Source organism: Marinobacter sp. AL4B (genome assembly GCF_019916045.1).
Taxonomy (GTDB): Bacteria; Pseudomonadota; Gammaproteobacteria; order Pseudomonadales; family Oleiphilaceae; genus Marinobacter.
In genome coordinates this window covers 84,295-99,005 of record NZ_JAILWZ010000009.1, presented here as the reverse complement: position 1 = coordinate 99,005, position 14,711 = coordinate 84,295, and the positions used below count along the sequence as shown (strand labels likewise).

Genomic DNA, 14,711 nt, shown 5'->3' with positions numbered 1-14,711 from the left:
CTGAATATGTTGGTAAGTCTCTATCGCTACAATCCAGAAGCTGATAACGCCCCTTATATGCAGGATGTTGAAGTTGAAATTCCTGCAGGCAAAGATCTGATGGTTCTGGATGTTTTGAACCTCGTGAAGGAGAAAGATCCTTCTATGAGTTACCGTCGTTCCTGCCGCGAAGGTGTGTGTGGTTCTGATGGCATGAACATGAACGGTAAGAACGGTTTGGCTTGTATTACGCCGGTTTCCGACGTAGTTAAGAACGACAAGTTGGTTCTGCGTCCGTTGCCGGGGTTGCCGGTCATTCGTGATCTCGTTGTCGACATGGGTCTTTTCTACAAGCAGTATGAGAAGGTCATGCCGTACCTGGTTAACGACAAGCCGGCGCCCGCCATTGAGCGTCTGCAGTCTCCAGAGGAGCGTGAAAAGCTGGACGGTCTGTACGAGTGTATACTCTGTGCATGTTGTTCGACGTCGTGTCCTTCCTTTTGGTGGAATCCGGATAAGTTCATTGGTCCGGCAGGGCTGTTGCAGGCCTATCGTTTTCTGGCAGACAGTCGTGATACCGCCCAGGCTGAGCGTTTGGCCGAGTTGGATGACCCATTCAGTGTATTCCGCTGCAGGGGTATCATGAACTGTGTCAGTGTGTGTCCCAAAGGTCTGAACCCGACCAAAGCAATCGGTCACATTCGAAATCTGTTGCTGCAAAGGGCCACCTGACCGGCAAATTTTGCAGAACTAGCTATACTGGTTATCCGATACCAGTTAGCACCTCTGAAGGCCTCGCTTATGCGGGGCCTTCAACCAAAGGCTTATAGTCAAAAGTCTTACCAGGATGCAAACTGATCTCGCTGCCTGGTTCCCGCTCTCTGGTTTCCTGGCAGTGTCGCTGAGTACAAAAAAATCATAGGGGACGGAATCTTCCGTAATGGTTGTGGTTTCCGGTTGTCATGCCGTAATAACCCGTATTGACTGGAAAATACCACTGGCCGACCATACCCGCTCCCCCGCACCAGCCAAGGTGAGCTATTCAAAATGCACGAAAGCATCATGGAGCAGTTATGGCAGACTTCCCACTTGCAGGGTGGGAATCTAGCCTATGTTGAACAGCTTTTTGAAACCTACCTGTCAGATCCCAATGCTATTCCTGAAGAGTGGCGGAGCTACTTCGATAAGCTCCCGAGCGTTGATGGCCAACAAGGCCGTGACGTTATTCACTCGACGATCCGTGAACAGTTTGAACACATTTCGCGAAACCAGCGTTTTTTGGCCAGTGGCGGCGTTCCGGCCAGCGCCACTTCCGATGCTGACAAAAAGCAGATTCGTGTTCTACAGCTGATTAACGCGTACCGTTTTCGCGGACACCAGGAAGCCAAGCTTGACCCACTGGGTGTCTGGCAGCGTGAACCTGTAGAAGATCTTGATCCGGCTTTTCACGAGTTGCATGAATCCGATCTGGATTTAGAGTTTCAGACCGGCTCGCTGAGCTTCGGTTCTGATACAATGAAGCTTCGAGACATCGTTGACGGGCTTCGTCAAACCTATTGTCAAAGTATCGGCGCAGAATACATGCACGTGGTAGACACGCGCATCAAGCGTTGGTTTCAGCAGCGTATGGAGCCGGTACGGTCCCGCCCTCAATACGAGACTGAAACCCGCAAGCATCTTCTGGAACGCCTGACGGCGGCTGAAGGGCTTGAGAAGTATCTGGGCTCCCGATACCCCGGTGTTAAGCGTTTCGGTCTTGAAGGCGGTGAGAGCCTTATTCCTTGTCTGGATGAATTGATTCAGCGTGCCGGCTCGTACGGCGCTAAAGAAATCGTCTTGGGCATGGCGCACCGTGGTCGTTTGAACGTGTTGGTCAACACGCTCGGTAAGAACCCAAAAGAATTGTTTGATGAGTTCGAGGGCAAAAAGCTCGCGGATTCCGGTTCGGGTGACGTGAAATATCACCAGGGTTTCTCTTCAAATGTCATGACTCCGGGTGGCGAAGTTCACTTGGCTATGGCGTTTAACCCGTCGCACTTGGAAATCGTTGCTCCGGTGGTTGTGGGCTCGGTTCGAGCGCGTCAGGATCGCCGTAAAGATACGGACGGAACCAAAGTGTTGCCGATCGTGATGCACGGTGATGCGGCCTTTGCAGGCCAGGGTGTGGTGATGGAAACGTTCCAGATGTCCCAGACACGGGGCTTCGGAGTGGGTGGTACCATTCACATCGTGATTAACAACCAGGTTGGTTTCACCACGAGCAGGCAGGAAGACGCTCGTTCCACGGAATACTGTACTGACGTGGCCAAGATGGTCCAGGCACCTATTCTTCACGTTAATGCAGACGATCCCGAAGCGGTGATGTTTGCGACCCACCTGGCCGTTGATTACCGCAACGAGTTCAAGCGTGACGTCGTTATCGATCTGGTTTGTTACCGCCGTCGCGGACACAACGAAGCTGATGAGCCAGCGGCCACCCAGCCGGTGATGTACGAAAAGATTCGTAAGTTGAAAACCACCCGAAACATCTACGCCGATCAGTTGATGCAGGATGGCATGCTCGGCGAAGATGAAGTCAAACAGATGGAAACTGAATACCGGGATGCGCTCGATAATGGCGAGCACGTGGTTAAGTCACTGGTTAAAGAGCCTAACAAAGACCTGTATGTCGATTGGACTCCATACCTTGGCCATGAGTGGACTGCCAAATGTAAAACCAGCGTAGCGGCCAAAACCATTAAGAAATTGGGAACGAAGTTGACGCAGGTGCCGGAAGGCTTCAGCGTACAGCGTCAAGTATCCAAGATCGTTAACGATCGCGAGAAGATGACGGCAGGGGCCTTGCCTTTGAACTGGGGTTACGGTGAGATAATGTCTTACGCAACTCTGCTCAACGAAGGGCATCAGATACGATTGATTGGCCAGGATGTAGGACGTGGTACCTTCTCCCACCGTCACGCGGTACTGCATAACCAGAAAGATGGTTCGTCGCATATCTCGCTTCAGTCATTGTCCGATGACCAGCCGAGTTTCGATATTTACGACTCCCTGTTGTCTGAAGAAGCTGTGATGGCGTTTGAGTACGGCTACGCGACAACCCAGCCGGACGCGTTGATTGTTTGGGAAGCGCAGTTTGGTGACTTTGCCAACGGTGCTCAGGTGGTTATCGATCAATTTCTGACCAGTGGCGAGCATAAGTGGGGCCGGTTGTGCGGCCTGACACTGTTGTTGCCTCATGGGTATGAAGGGCAGGGGCCAGAGCACAGTTCCGCCCGCTTGGAGCGCTTCCTTCAGCTTTCCGCGCAGCACAATATTCAAGTGTGTGTGCCGACAACACCGTCGCAGGTGTTCCACATGCTGCGTCGTCAGGTTAAGCGTCCGCTGCGGAAGCCTTTGATTGCGATTACGCCGAAGAGTCTGCTGCGTCACAAAGAAGCGACGTCCAACCTGGATGATTTAACGTCTGGCACTTTCCAGACCGTTTTGCCTGAAAAAGATCTTCCGGATCCGAAGAAGGTGACTCGCCTGATCATGTGTAGCGGTAAGGTGTATTACGATCTGCTGGATAAAAAGAAAGCAGATGAGCGTGACGACGTAGCGTTGGTTCGCATCGAGCAGCTTTACCCGTTCCCCGGTGATGATCTTGACGAAATCCTGGGTCAGTACCCTAAGCTGAAAAACGTGGTTTGGTGTCAAGAAGAGCCAATGAACCAGGGTGCTTGGTATCCGAGTCAGCACCATATGCGTAATGCGCTGCAACGCCTGAACCCAAAACTATACCTTCAGTATGCCGGTCGTGAGCCTTCTGCTGCTCCTGCGTGTGGACATATGTCCGTACACATTGAAGAACAGAAGAAGTTGGTTAACGACGCGTTCGAAATCTGACGAGCTACCGAGCTAAGGAATTGTAATGACAACAGAGATTAAAGCCCCAGTTTTCCCTGAGTCGGTCGCCGAAGGCACCGTCGCGACTTGGCACAAGCAGCCAGGCGAAGCCTGTTCACGTGACGAGCTGATTGTCGATATCGAAACCGACAAAGTTGTGCTTGAAGTGGTTGCACCGGCTGACGGCGTTATTGAAGAGATCGTAAAAGCCGAAGGCGATACCTGCGAAAGTGGCGAAGTGATCGGCAAGTTTAAAGAAGGCGCTGCAGGTGAATCCAAGCCGGCAGAAAGCAAGGAGGATAGCAGCAAGGACGAAGAAAAGTCCGATGCGAGTGAAGAGGCTCCTGCATCTGGTGACGCGATTCTGAGCCCGGCTGCTCGTAAGCTGGCTGATGAGAACGACGTTGATCCGGCCTCCGTAAAGGGTACCGGTAAAGACGGTCGGGTCACCAAAGAAGACGTTCAGAATCACATCGACAGTAAGAAGTCTTCGGGTTCTTCTGCGCCCCAGCCGGCAGCTGTACCGGAAGTAAATGTTGCGCCGGGTGAGCGCCCAGAGAAACGTGTTCCGATGACGCGTCTGCGTGCCAGCATCGCGAAGCGTCTGGTTGAAGCACAGCAGACCGCAGCGATGTTGACCACGTTCAACGAAGTGAACATGGCACCGATCATGGAACTTCGTAAACAGTATCAGGAAAGCTTTGTTAAGCGTCATGACATTAAGCTTGGTTTCATGTCGTTCTTTGCTAAAGCTGCGACCGAAGCGCTGAAGCGCTTCCCGGCAGTTAACGCATCCATCGACGGCAACGACATGGTTTACCACGGATACCAGGATATTGGTGTTGCGGTCTCTACCGAGCGTGGCCTGGTTGTTCCTGTTATCCGTGACGTTGACGCACTGGGCTTAGCGGATATCGAGAAGAAGATCGTTGAATACGGTACCAAGGCTAAAGGCGGAAAGCTGGGCATTGACGATATGACCGGCGGTACCTTTACCATCACTAACGGTGGTACTTTCGGATCGTTGATTTCTACGCCGATCCTGAATCCGCCACAGACAGCTATTCTGGGTATGCACAAAATCCAAGAGCGCCCAATGGCAGTGAACGGTAAGGTTGAGATCCAGCCCATGATGTACCTGGCGCTGTCATACGATCACCGTATGATTGACGGCAAAGACGCCGTTCAGTTCCTGGTAGCCATCAAGGAAATGCTTGAAGACCCGGCGCGTATCCTGCTGGACGTGTAAGCTGATACTCAACGAATCTGAGAACAGGAAAGATTATGTCCGATAAGTATGATGTCATTGTTATTGGTGCTGGCCCCGGCGGCTACGTAGCAGCTATCAAGGCTGCCCAGCTGGGCTTGAAAACTGCATGTGTTGAATCCTGGACTGCCGAAGACGGGAAAAGCCAGGTATTGGGTGGAACCTGCCTGAACGTAGGCTGTATTCCTTCTAAAGCGCTGCTGGAAGTGACTCACAAGTTTGAGGAAGCCAGCCACGACTACGAGTCCATGGGTATTTTGGCCAAGAGCGTTGATATCGACGTGGCTAAAATGATGGAACGTAAGGCGGGTATCGTTAAGCAGCTGACCGGCGGCATCGCTGGTTTGTTTAAGGCCAACGGCGTAACGTCGATTCACGGTCACGGAAAATTGCTTAACGGCCGTAAGGTCGAAGTGACTGATAAAGACGGCAAAACCAAGACCTACGAAGCTGAAAACGTGATTTTGGCAAGTGGTTCTAAGCCGGTTGAGATTCCGCCTGCGCCTTTTGACGGTGACTACATCGTAGATTCTGAAGGTGCGCTAGAGTTCACAGAAGTACCTAAGCGCTTGGGTGTGATCGGCGCCGGCGTAATCGGTTTGGAACTGGGCAGTGTTTGGGCTCGTTTGGGTTCAGAGGTCACCATTCTGGAAGCGCAAGATAACTTCCTACCAGTGGTTGATCAACAGATCGCCAAGGACGCGCTGAAGCAGTTCAAGAAGCAAGGTTTGGACATCATCACTGGTGCACGTATGACCAGTGCTGAAGTGAAGCGCAAGTTGGTGAACGTTAGCTACGAAGACTCTAAGGGCAAACAGGAAGCGAAGTTCGACAAGTTGATCGTGGCTGTTGGTCGTCGTCCTTACACCGATGGTTTGTTGGCAGAAGACTCCGGCGTGAAACTGGACGAGCGCGGTTTCATTTTTGTTGATGATCAGTGTAAAACCGAAGCACCGGGTGTTTGGGCGGTAGGGGATATCGTTCGTGGCCCTATGCTGGCGCACAAGGCCTCTGAAGAAGGTGTGATGGTTGCCGAACGTATCGCCGGCCACAAGCCGCAAGTGAATTACGATTGCATTCCGAACGTAATTTACACGACTCCAGAAGTTGCTTGGGTTGGTAAAACGGAAGAGCAGCTGAAAGCGGAAGGTGAAGACTACAATGTCGGTTCTTTCCCGTTTGCAGCTAACGGTCGGGCGATGGCAGCCAACGCCACTGGCGGTATCGTCAAGATCATCGCAGATGCGAAGACCGATCGTATTCTTGGTTTCCACGTTGTTGGGCCTCAGGCGTCAGAAATCGTTGCCCAGGGCGTGATCGCCATGGAGTTCGGTTCGACCGCTGAAGATTTGGCCTTGACGTGCTTCGCGCATCCGACTCTTTCCGAGTCCGTGCATGAAGCGGCTCTGGCCGTTGCGGGGGGGGCGATTCACGTCGCTAACCGTCGCAAAAAGAAGTAACGCAGACCAGAAGCGAAGGGGCGCCCGGAAGAGCGCCCCTTCGCTATAACAACAACCGATTTCTGGTTGCGGACATGGTGAGCTGAGGTGATCCCCTGCTCATCAAACCGAATTCGCGTTTAAGGCTTCCCAAGAGGGGAGTAGCGGGTTCTTCTCCGTACGTGGTTATCCTCCATCAAATAGCGGGACATTAACTATGAATTTGCATGAATATCAGGGCAAACAGCTATTCGCTGAATATGGCCTGCCTGTCTCACAAGGCATCGCCTGTGATACCCCGGAAGAAGCAGTGGCAGCGGCCGAAAAAATTGGCGGCAACAGCTGGGTTGTCAAGGCACAGGTTCACGCTGGTGGCCGTGGTAAGGCTGGCGGTGTAAAGCTGGTTAAGAGTACCGACGACATCCGCGCATTTGCCGAGCAGTGGTTGGGCAAGAATCTGGTGACTTTCCAGACCGACGAAAACGGTCAGCCAGTTAGCAAGATTCTCGTCGAGTCATTGACTGACATCGATCAGGAGCTGTACCTGGGTGCCGTTGTAGACCGTGGTACTCGCCGTATTGTATTCATGGCCTCCACTGAAGGTGGCGTTGAGATCGAAACGGTAGCCGAAGAAACACCGGAAAAGATCCTGCGTGCAGAAATCGATCCGCTGGTAGGCCCGCAGCCATACCAGGGACGTGATCTGGCATTCCAGCTGGGCCTGGAAGGCAAGCAAATCGGTCAGTTCACCAAGATCTTCATGGGTCTGGCGAAATTGTTCGAAGATTACGATCTGGCTCTGATGGAAATCAACCCGCTGGTTATCACTCCGGCTGGTGATCTGCACTGCCTGGACGCCAAAATTGGCGCTGATGGCAACGCTCTATACCGTCAGAAGAAACTGCAGGAAATGCGTGATCCTTCTCAGGAAGATGCCCGTGAAGCGGAAGCAGCTGCCTGGGAACTGAACTACGTTGCGCTTGAAGGCAATATCGGTTGCATGGTTAACGGCGCAGGCCTTGCCATGGGTACCATGGACATCATCAAGCTATCTGGCGGCAAGCCAGCTAACTTCCTGGACGTTGGCGGCGGTGCGACCAAAGAGCGCGTATCCGAAGCGTTCAAGATCATCCTGTCTGATGATGCAGTACAGGCCGTTCTGGTTAACATCTTCGGCGGTATCGTTCGTTGCGACATGATTGCTGAAGGCATCATCGGCGCAGTGAAAGAAGTAGGCGTTAAAGTTCCCGTGGTTGTTCGCCTTGAAGGTAACAACGCAGAGCTGGGTTCTAAAGTTCTGGCTGAAAGTGGCTTGAACATCATCGCCGCTAGCAGCCTTGCTGACGCTGCTGAGCAAGTCGTTAAAGCCGCAGGGGGTAAATAATGAGCATCCTGATTAATAAAGACACCAAGGTTATCTGCCAGGGCTTTACCGGCGCACAGGGTACTTTCCACTCTGAGCAGGCTATCGAGTACGGCACCAAGATGGTTGGTGGCGTAAGTCCGGGTAAAGGCGGAACCGAGCACTTGGGTCTGCCGGTATTCAACACCGTGCGTGAAGCTGTCGAAAAGACCGGTGCACAGGCTACCGTTATCTACGTGCCAGCTCCGTTCTGTAAAGATGCCATCATCGAAGCGGCAGATGCCGGCCTCGAACTGATCGTGTGCATCACTGAAGGCATCCCGACCATCGATATGCTGTACGCCAAAGAATACGTTGATCGTAAAGGCGTGCGCATGATCGGGCCTAACTGCCCAGGCGTAATCACACCGGGCGAAAGCAAGATCGGTATCATGCCGGGCCACATTCACAAGCCAGGTAAGGTCGGTATCGTATCCCGCTCCGGAACCCTGACTTATGAAGCGGTCAAGCAGACCACAGACTTCGGCTACGGCCAGTCTACTTGCGTAGGTATTGGTGGTGACCCAATTCCGGGTTCCAACTTCATCGATATCCTCAAGCTGCTGCAGGACGATCCGCAGACTGAAGCTATTGTGATGATTGGTGAAATCGGTGGTACTGCTGAAGAAGAAGCGGCTGCCTTCATCAAAGACAACGTCACTAAGCCTGTTGTTTCCTACATTGCCGGCGTAACTGCGCCTCCAGGCAAGCGTATGGGCCACGCAGGTGCCATCATTTCAGGTGGTAAGGGTACTGCGGACGAAAAATTCGCCGCTCTGAATGACGCCGGTGTTAAAACCGTGCGTAGCCTGGCTGAAATCGGCAAGGCTCTGCAGGAAGTGACTGGCTGGTAAGCCTTTTTACAACCTGAGAAAACCCCCGGATTCGAAAGAATACCGGGGGTTTTTTGTTTCAGGGCGATTGTTTTAAGCCTGTTTGTTTAACGCAAGGGGGTGTTAAGACTATAATGCTCGGTCAGCCTGATGACTAACCCCGTGACTTCACGCTCATTCAGGCGCTCTATAAATAGAAAGAAGGAGTTTGTGCTTTGAGTTCCGTCGATTCCCAGCAAAGAATTTTGTCCGGCATGCGTCCGACCGGCAAGCTTCACCTCGGCCACTACCACGGTGTGCTGAAAAACTGGGTTAAACTCCAGCACGAATTCGAGTGCTTCTTCTTCGTTGCCGATTGGCACGCGTTAACCACGCAATACGACGATCCCTCTGGCATTGAGCAAAGTGTCTGGGACATGGTTGTGGATTGGTTGGCCGCTGGTGTGAACCCGGGCTCGTCCACGATGTTTATTCAGTCCCAGGTTCCGGAACACGCCGAGCTACATTTGCTGCTTTCGATGATTACTCCGCTGGGCTGGCTCGAGCGAATCCCGACCTACAAAGATCAGCAGGAAAAGCTGCGCGAGAAAGATCTGGCCACTTACGGCTTCCTAGGGTATCCGTTGCTGCAAACCGCGGATATTTTGATGTACCGAGCCGGCAAGGTGCCGGTTGGAGCCGATCAGGTTTCGCACGTGGAAATTACCCGTGAGATTGCTCGCCGCTTTAATCACATCTATGGCCGAGAGCCCGGCTTTGAAGAGCTTGCCGAGGCAGCGATTGTCAAAATGGGTAAGAAAAACGCCAAGCTGTACCGCTCGCTGAAGAAGCGTTATCAGGAAGAGGGTAGCACCGAGGCACTTGAAATTGCCCGAGCTCTGTTGAAAGAACAGCAGAATATCTCGTTGGGTGACCGCGAGCGTCTGTACGGCTATATCGAAGGTGGCGGTAAAGTGATTTTGCCGGAGCCGCAACCGTTGCTGACGCCGGAGTCCAAGATGCCAGGGCTGGACGGACAAAAGATGTCTAAGTCCTACAATAACTACATTGGCCTACGTGAAGATCCAGACAGCGTTGCCCAGAAAGTCCGCACGATGCAGACCGACCCTCAACGTGTTCGCCGTACGGATCCGGGTGAGCCTGAGAAGTGTCCGGTTTGGGGTATGCACAAAGTGTATTCCGATGAAGCAACCTGTGCCTGGGTTCAGGAGGGCTGCCGCAGCGCCGGTATCGGTTGCTTGGAGTGCAAAACGCCACTGATCGAAGCCATCGTGGAGGAGCAGAAGCCGCTGCACGAAAGGGCCAAAGAATATGAAGACAACCCGGACTTGGTGTATTCGATCCTTCAGGAAGGAAGAGAGCATGCACGTGATGCAGCAAGGGATACCCTTGAAGAGGTTCGGGAAGCGATGGGTCTCAGTTATCGCTGAGTCAGGCCTGTTGGCTGCTCGTTGAAAGAGGCGACGGTGGTATGACGGACGAGATCAAAGAACCAATCGACGCTTCTTCTAGCGAAATGGAGCAGGTTCCCCTTGCGTTGGTGTCGGGCAAACCGTTGGTCGACGTTCCTAAGGATCTCTACATACCGCCCGATGCGTTGGCTGTCTTTCTTGAGGCTTTTGAAGGGCCTCTGGATTTGTTGCTCTATCTAATCCGGCGCCAGAATATGAATATTCTGGATATCGATGTTAGTGAAATTACCCGACAGTACATGGAGTACATCGGGGCGGTGGAGTCGATGCGCTTTGAGTTGGCGGCTGAATACCTCGTTATGGCCGCCACGCTCGCTGAGATAAAATCCCGGATGCTCTTGCCGCGTCAGGAAAGTGACGATGACGACGAGCTGGACCCCAGAGCCGAACTTATTCGACGGCTACAACAGTACGAACGCTTCAAAAAAGCCGCCGAAGATATTGATCAGATGCCGCGCGTGGAGCGTGACACTTATATCGGCTCAGCCGCCTTACCAAAATTGCCTTCGAGCCAGCCGCATCCCGACGTGGATATGCGCGAGCTGATTCTGGCGCTTCAGGGGGTTCTGAAACGTGCAGACTTGTTCACCAGTCATCATGTTGAGAAAGAGCGTTTGTCTACTCGGGAACGCATGTCCCATATCTTGTCGGTGCTTCAGGGAGATCGCTTCGTCACATTTGAAAGCCTCTTTTCGGTTGAAGAGGGGCGCTTGGGCGTTGTCGTGAGTTTTCTGGCAACGCTTGAGTTGGTGAAAGAGCAGTTGATTGAACTGGTGCAAGCTGAGGTGCTCGGGCCCATTCATGTCAGAGCGCGAGCCGTGAGTTGAAGGGTAATCAACGACCATGAACGAAGACGAAATTGTCAGAATTCAGGCGATCGCAGAGGCGGCTTTGTTGGCTGCAGGGAAGCCCTTGTCGATTGACCAACTTCGAGAGCTGTTTTTGGAAAGCGAACGGCCAACCCGGCAAGCTATGGAACAGGCCATAACGCAGCTGAAAGTGGCCTGCGAGGGCCGGGGATTTGAGCTAAAGCAAATCGCTAGCGGCTACCGATTGCAGGTCAGGGCTGAATTTGCGCCCTGGGTTGGCAGGCTGTTTGAAGAGAAGCCGCAGCGTTACTCACGGGCACTGTTGGAAACACTTGCTTTGATTGCATATCGACAACCGATTACTCGCGGGGAGATTGAAGAAATTCGAGGTGTTGCGGTAAGCAGCAATATCATTCGGACCTTGCTTGAGCGAGAGTGGGTACGTGTTGTGGGGCATCGTGATGTGCCGGGTAGGCCGGCCATGTACGCCACCACCAAACAGTTTTTGGATTACTTCAACCTCACCGGTCTCGATGAATTGCCCGCCTTGTCAGAAGTGCGGGATTTGGAAGAGATCGGCCGTGAGATTGAAAAGAATATGCAGGGCGAGATTAAACTTGAAGCTCCCTCGCCAGAAGGTGAAGAGGCCGATATGCAGAACTCTGGCGAGTCGCCCTCAGAACAGACACTTCACTAACCGCCACAAGGCGTCAGATACTCAGTAAGGAATGAATTCATGGCGGCATCTAGCCCCGGAAAACCACGTGCAGGCAAAAAGGCCGCACAGGGTGACAAGTCACTAACTGAAGGCCCTGAGCGCATTCAGAAGCTTTTGGCCCGCGCCGGAGTGGGTTCACGCCGGGAGATAGAAGGCTGGATGGACTCTGGCCGCTTGTTGGTTAATGGCCAACCGTCCGTGCCGGGTCAAAAGGCAACGATAGAAGATACCTTTGAACTGGACGGAAAAAAGTTGGACGTGGCATCTGCCGGCCAGGTTGTTCGCCGGGTTCTGATCTATAACAAGCCAGAAGGTGAAGTGACTACACGCAAAGATCCTGAAGGCCGGCCCACGGTTTTTGACCGATTGCCTCGCTTGAAAGATCAGCGCTGGATCTCGATCGGGCGTTTGGACTTGAATACGACCGGCTTGGTACTGTTCACCACGGATGGCGAGTTGGCGAACCGTTTGATGCATCCGTCGCGCCAAATCGATCGGGAATACGCCGTTCGAGTATTCGGCGAAGTAGATGAAGCCATGATTCAACGATTGCTTCAGGGTGTATTGTTGGAAGATGGTATAGCCCAGTTCTCCGATATCTCGGAAGCGGGTGGCAGTGGTATGAACAAATGGTTTCACGTCACTTTGCTTGAAGGCCGGAATCGCGAAGTGCGCAGACTTTGGGAATCTCAAGGCGTCCGCGTGAGCAGGCTAAAGCGTGTTCGTTATGGCCCTATCTTCCTGCCGAGCCGTTTGTCCTTGGGCAAGTGGGAGGAGTTGGATCAGAAAGCGGTCGATTTGCTTAGCCGTACAGTTGAGTTGCAATCGGTTCCGGTTCCCCAGAAAACGCCGGGAGAACAGGCTGAGCATGATCGAAAAATGCGGAAAAGCCCCGGTCGATCCGTGCAAAAATCCAAGCGAGGCAGTTGGCAGGTTAGCGATGCAGGCCAACCTAAAGCTAAGCGGGAAACCAAAAAGAAAACCGCTGGCGCATCACGCCCAGCGCGAAACAATCGGGGTAACTAACCCCGTTTGTATCATGGAATAGAAGCAAATACGCGGCTGCAGTTGCGGCCGCCGGCCTTTGCTTGATACAGAGCCTCATCGGTACGTGCTAGCCATTGCTCAGTTTTTTCGTTAGACAAGTGGGCCGCGATACCGCAACTGCCCGTTATTGTAATCGGAGTCTCGCCGCCGTCCACCCGGATGCTTTCCAAGGCCATACGAATTCGCTCGGCCACGGTTTTTGCTTCCTGTATATCCGTGTGCGGTAGCAAAACTGCAAACTCCTCCCCCCCGAAGCGGTACACAGAATCCGAGTTACGTATTGCCCGCTCTATATTTTCGGCGGCTTTTGCCAGTATGTGATCACCCACCACGTGGCCATGGGTGTCATTAATCCGTTTGAAATGATCCAAGTCGCATAAAATTAACGTGCAGGGTGCGTTCAGTCGATCTGAAAGTGAGCTTGCCCGGGTGACTTCTTCTTGAAGCGCTCGTTTATTACCGATTCCGGTCAGGGCATCCGTCAAAGCGGCTTGTTCAATAGCAATGAACTGGCAAGCGTTACGTAATGGGCAAATGATGGCTGAGAGCATCATTTCGACCCCGGACAGCTCTTCGTCGCTAAATTTATGACGCCGATGGAAGGTGAGCCAGCCGTAATGGCTGCCTTCCAGGGATAGCCTGTATTCGCAGCGGTGCGGGCCGCCAACACCGGTAGAAAACACAAAATCTTGGCGGGCAATCCGGTGACGGTATTGCAGCGAATCGAAGGGAATCGATGCCGAAATTTCCTCGGCAATTATCTCCAGTTGGCCTTCCAGCGACAACGTTGTTGAGAGTCTTTTTGTCAGTCGTGCCAGAGGGTCTGGTTCTTGGCTCCATGCCTGATATGCCTGTCTCAGTGCCGCCAGCTTGGCAGGTTTGGATCTTGAGGACTGTATGGATGTCAGGTTTTTCACGGCAGCTCGCTTGTTCCGTAAAATAAAGTTAACTGCACCTAAGCATTTTTGGTGCCAATTTAAATTTGTGCAGTAAATCCAGACAGATGAGGGCATTGTTTGCCGAAATGGCGGGTTGGGCCGATGACAGCGTCAATGTTTCGGCAAGATATTGCCGATTTCTACGCGCCCTAAATCAAAATGTCCTACAAGGGTGTAGGCCGTTTGAGCGCCTGTGATAAACTTCCGCGCTTGAACGCAAACGTCACAGGTGAGCAGTTTTAGCATGAGATTCGAGGCCCCAGAGAGTCTGTCTGAGCAAATAGCCCAGCACATCGGTCAACGCATTGTCGTCCGGAGCCTTAAGCCCGGTGAGCGCATTCAGGAGCTTAAAGTGGCCGGTGAACTGAATGTCAGTCGCGGCTCTGTGCGTGAGGCTTTGTTGATTCTCGAGCGCCGGCATTTGGTAGAGATCTACCCGCGAAGGGGAGCGGTGGTCTCGGAGATGACTGTCAGTTCTGTGAACGCTCTCTACGATATTTATATTGATCTACTGTGCATGCTCGGGCGCAAAGTGCTTGAGCGCTGGTCCGGGCATGAACTCAGTGGCCTGGCGGATCAGATTCGTAAACATGGCTCGCTGCTCGGCGCTTCGAATCCATTGGGCAATGACCCTGAACAGGTTATCGAGGCTGGTTTCGACATCGTCCGCAATGCCTGTGGAATGGTTGAGAATCCGTTCCTGCAGGAAACTCTCGAAAACTTCCGGCCCGCCATTAGCCGAACCTATTACATGGTGCTTGAGAATCGGCCGAGTGAAACGGCAGAAACCGGGCCGTTATTCCAGAAGCTGGCCGATGCCGCCATGCAGCCCGATGCCGCTCAGCTGCAGCAAGTTATTCAGCAATACGGCGAGCATCAACGGAAACAGATTTTGACGATTCTCACGGAGGAGAACGCCTGA

Annotated in this window: 12 protein-coding genes; 11 read left to right on the top strand and 1 reads right to left on the bottom strand. The window is 52.9% G+C overall.

Annotated features, from left to right (window positions below):
- Nucleotides 1-6: 6 nt before the first annotated feature.
- The 10 genes from K5L82_RS01035 to rluB all read left to right on the top strand — a co-directional run bounded on the left by K5L82_RS01035 (nt 7) and on the right by rluB (nt 12,830).
- Entirely contained in the window at nt 7-711 is a 705-nt protein-coding gene (locus K5L82_RS01035; protein WP_262492454.1) for a succinate dehydrogenase iron-sulfur subunit, read from the top strand.
- Between the two features lie 315 nt (nt 712-1,026).
- Nucleotides 1,027-3,864: a 2-oxoglutarate dehydrogenase E1 component gene (locus tag K5L82_RS01030; RefSeq protein ID WP_223132863.1), complete on the top strand. Its 2,838-nt coding sequence runs from the start codon at nt 1,027-1,029 to the stop codon at nt 3,862-3,864.
- A gap of 25 nt (nt 3,865-3,889) precedes the next feature.
- Nucleotides 3,890-5,113 (top strand): 2-oxoglutarate dehydrogenase complex dihydrolipoyllysine-residue succinyltransferase, encoded by a 1,224-nt coding sequence (gene odhB, locus K5L82_RS01025; RefSeq protein ID WP_223132862.1) that lies wholly within the window; start codon nt 3,890-3,892, stop codon nt 5,111-5,113.
- A 35-nt stretch (nt 5,114-5,148) separates the two neighbouring features.
- Nucleotides 5,149-6,591 (top strand): dihydrolipoyl dehydrogenase, encoded by a 1,443-nt coding sequence (gene lpdA / locus K5L82_RS01020; protein WP_223132861.1) that lies wholly within the window; start codon nt 5,149-5,151, stop codon nt 6,589-6,591.
- A 196-nt stretch (nt 6,592-6,787) separates the two neighbouring features.
- Nucleotides 6,788-7,954, top strand: coding sequence for an ADP-forming succinate--CoA ligase subunit beta (sucC, locus tag K5L82_RS01015; protein ID WP_133005353.1), 1,167 nt, complete (start codon nt 6,788-6,790; stop codon nt 7,952-7,954).
- The gene (gene sucD, locus K5L82_RS01010) at nt 7,954-8,826 is read left to right on the top strand and encodes a succinate--CoA ligase subunit alpha (RefSeq protein WP_133005354.1); all 873 of its coding nucleotides are present in this window, start codon (nt 7,954-7,956) and stop codon (nt 8,824-8,826) included. The genes sucC and sucD overlap by 1 nt, the downstream gene beginning before the upstream one ends.
- 194 nt (nt 8,827-9,020) lie before the next feature.
- Nucleotides 9,021-10,235, top strand: a complete 1,215-nt coding sequence (locus K5L82_RS01005) for a tryptophan--tRNA ligase (RefSeq protein WP_207924339.1) — start codon at nt 9,021-9,023, stop codon at nt 10,233-10,235.
- A 41-nt stretch (nt 10,236-10,276) separates the two neighbouring features.
- Nucleotides 10,277-11,104 carry a segregation and condensation protein A gene (locus K5L82_RS01000; RefSeq protein WP_223132860.1) on the top strand — a complete coding sequence of 276 codons (828 nt, stop codon included), beginning with the start codon at nt 10,277-10,279 and terminating at the stop codon, nt 11,102-11,104.
- A 16-nt stretch (nt 11,105-11,120) separates the two neighbouring features.
- Nucleotides 11,121-11,783, top strand: coding sequence for an SMC-Scp complex subunit ScpB (gene scpB / locus K5L82_RS00995; protein ID WP_223132859.1), 663 nt, complete (start codon nt 11,121-11,123; stop codon nt 11,781-11,783).
- A 39-nt stretch (nt 11,784-11,822) separates the two neighbouring features.
- On the top strand, nt 11,823-12,830 hold the full coding sequence (rluB, locus tag K5L82_RS00990) for a 23S rRNA pseudouridine(2605) synthase RluB (RefSeq protein ID WP_223132858.1): 1,008 nt from the start codon (nt 11,823-11,825) through the stop codon (nt 12,828-12,830).
- An 11-nt stretch (nt 12,831-12,841) separates the two neighbouring features.
- On the opposite strand, the gene K5L82_RS00985 is transcribed toward rluB, so the two are convergent.
- Nucleotides 12,842-13,768, bottom strand: coding sequence for a GGDEF domain-containing protein (locus tag K5L82_RS00985; protein ID WP_223132857.1), 927 nt, complete (start codon nt 13,766-13,768; stop codon nt 12,842-12,844).
- A gap of 265 nt (nt 13,769-14,033) precedes the next feature.
- Here K5L82_RS00985 and K5L82_RS00980 point away from each other — a divergent pair, with 265 nt between their 5' ends.
- Nucleotides 14,034-14,711 carry a GntR family transcriptional regulator gene (locus tag K5L82_RS00980; protein ID WP_223132856.1) on the top strand — a complete coding sequence of 226 codons (678 nt, stop codon included), beginning with the start codon at nt 14,034-14,036 and terminating at the stop codon, nt 14,709-14,711.

Coding starts and splice junctions, on each gene's coding strand:
- K5L82_RS01035 (WP_262492454.1), top strand. CDS start 7: ATGTTGGTAAGTCTCTATCGCTACAATCCAGAAGCTGATAACGCCCCT.
- K5L82_RS01030 (WP_223132863.1), top strand. CDS start 1,027: ATGCACGAAAGCATCATGGAGCAGTTATGGCAGACTTCCCACTTGCAG.
- odhB (WP_223132862.1), top strand. CDS start 3,890: ATGACAACAGAGATTAAAGCCCCAGTTTTCCCTGAGTCGGTCGCCGAA.
- lpdA (WP_223132861.1), top strand. CDS start 5,149: ATGTCCGATAAGTATGATGTCATTGTTATTGGTGCTGGCCCCGGCGGC.
- sucC (WP_133005353.1), top strand. CDS start 6,788: ATGAATTTGCATGAATATCAGGGCAAACAGCTATTCGCTGAATATGGC.
- sucD (WP_133005354.1), top strand. CDS start 7,954: ATGAGCATCCTGATTAATAAAGACACCAAGGTTATCTGCCAGGGCTTT.
- K5L82_RS01000 (WP_223132860.1), top strand. CDS start 10,277: ATGACGGACGAGATCAAAGAACCAATCGACGCTTCTTCTAGCGAAATG.
- scpB (WP_223132859.1), top strand. CDS start 11,121: ATGAACGAAGACGAAATTGTCAGAATTCAGGCGATCGCAGAGGCGGCT.
- rluB (WP_223132858.1), top strand. CDS start 11,823: ATGGCGGCATCTAGCCCCGGAAAACCACGTGCAGGCAAAAAGGCCGCA.
- K5L82_RS00980 (WP_223132856.1), top strand. CDS start 14,034: ATGAGATTCGAGGCCCCAGAGAGTCTGTCTGAGCAAATAGCCCAGCAC.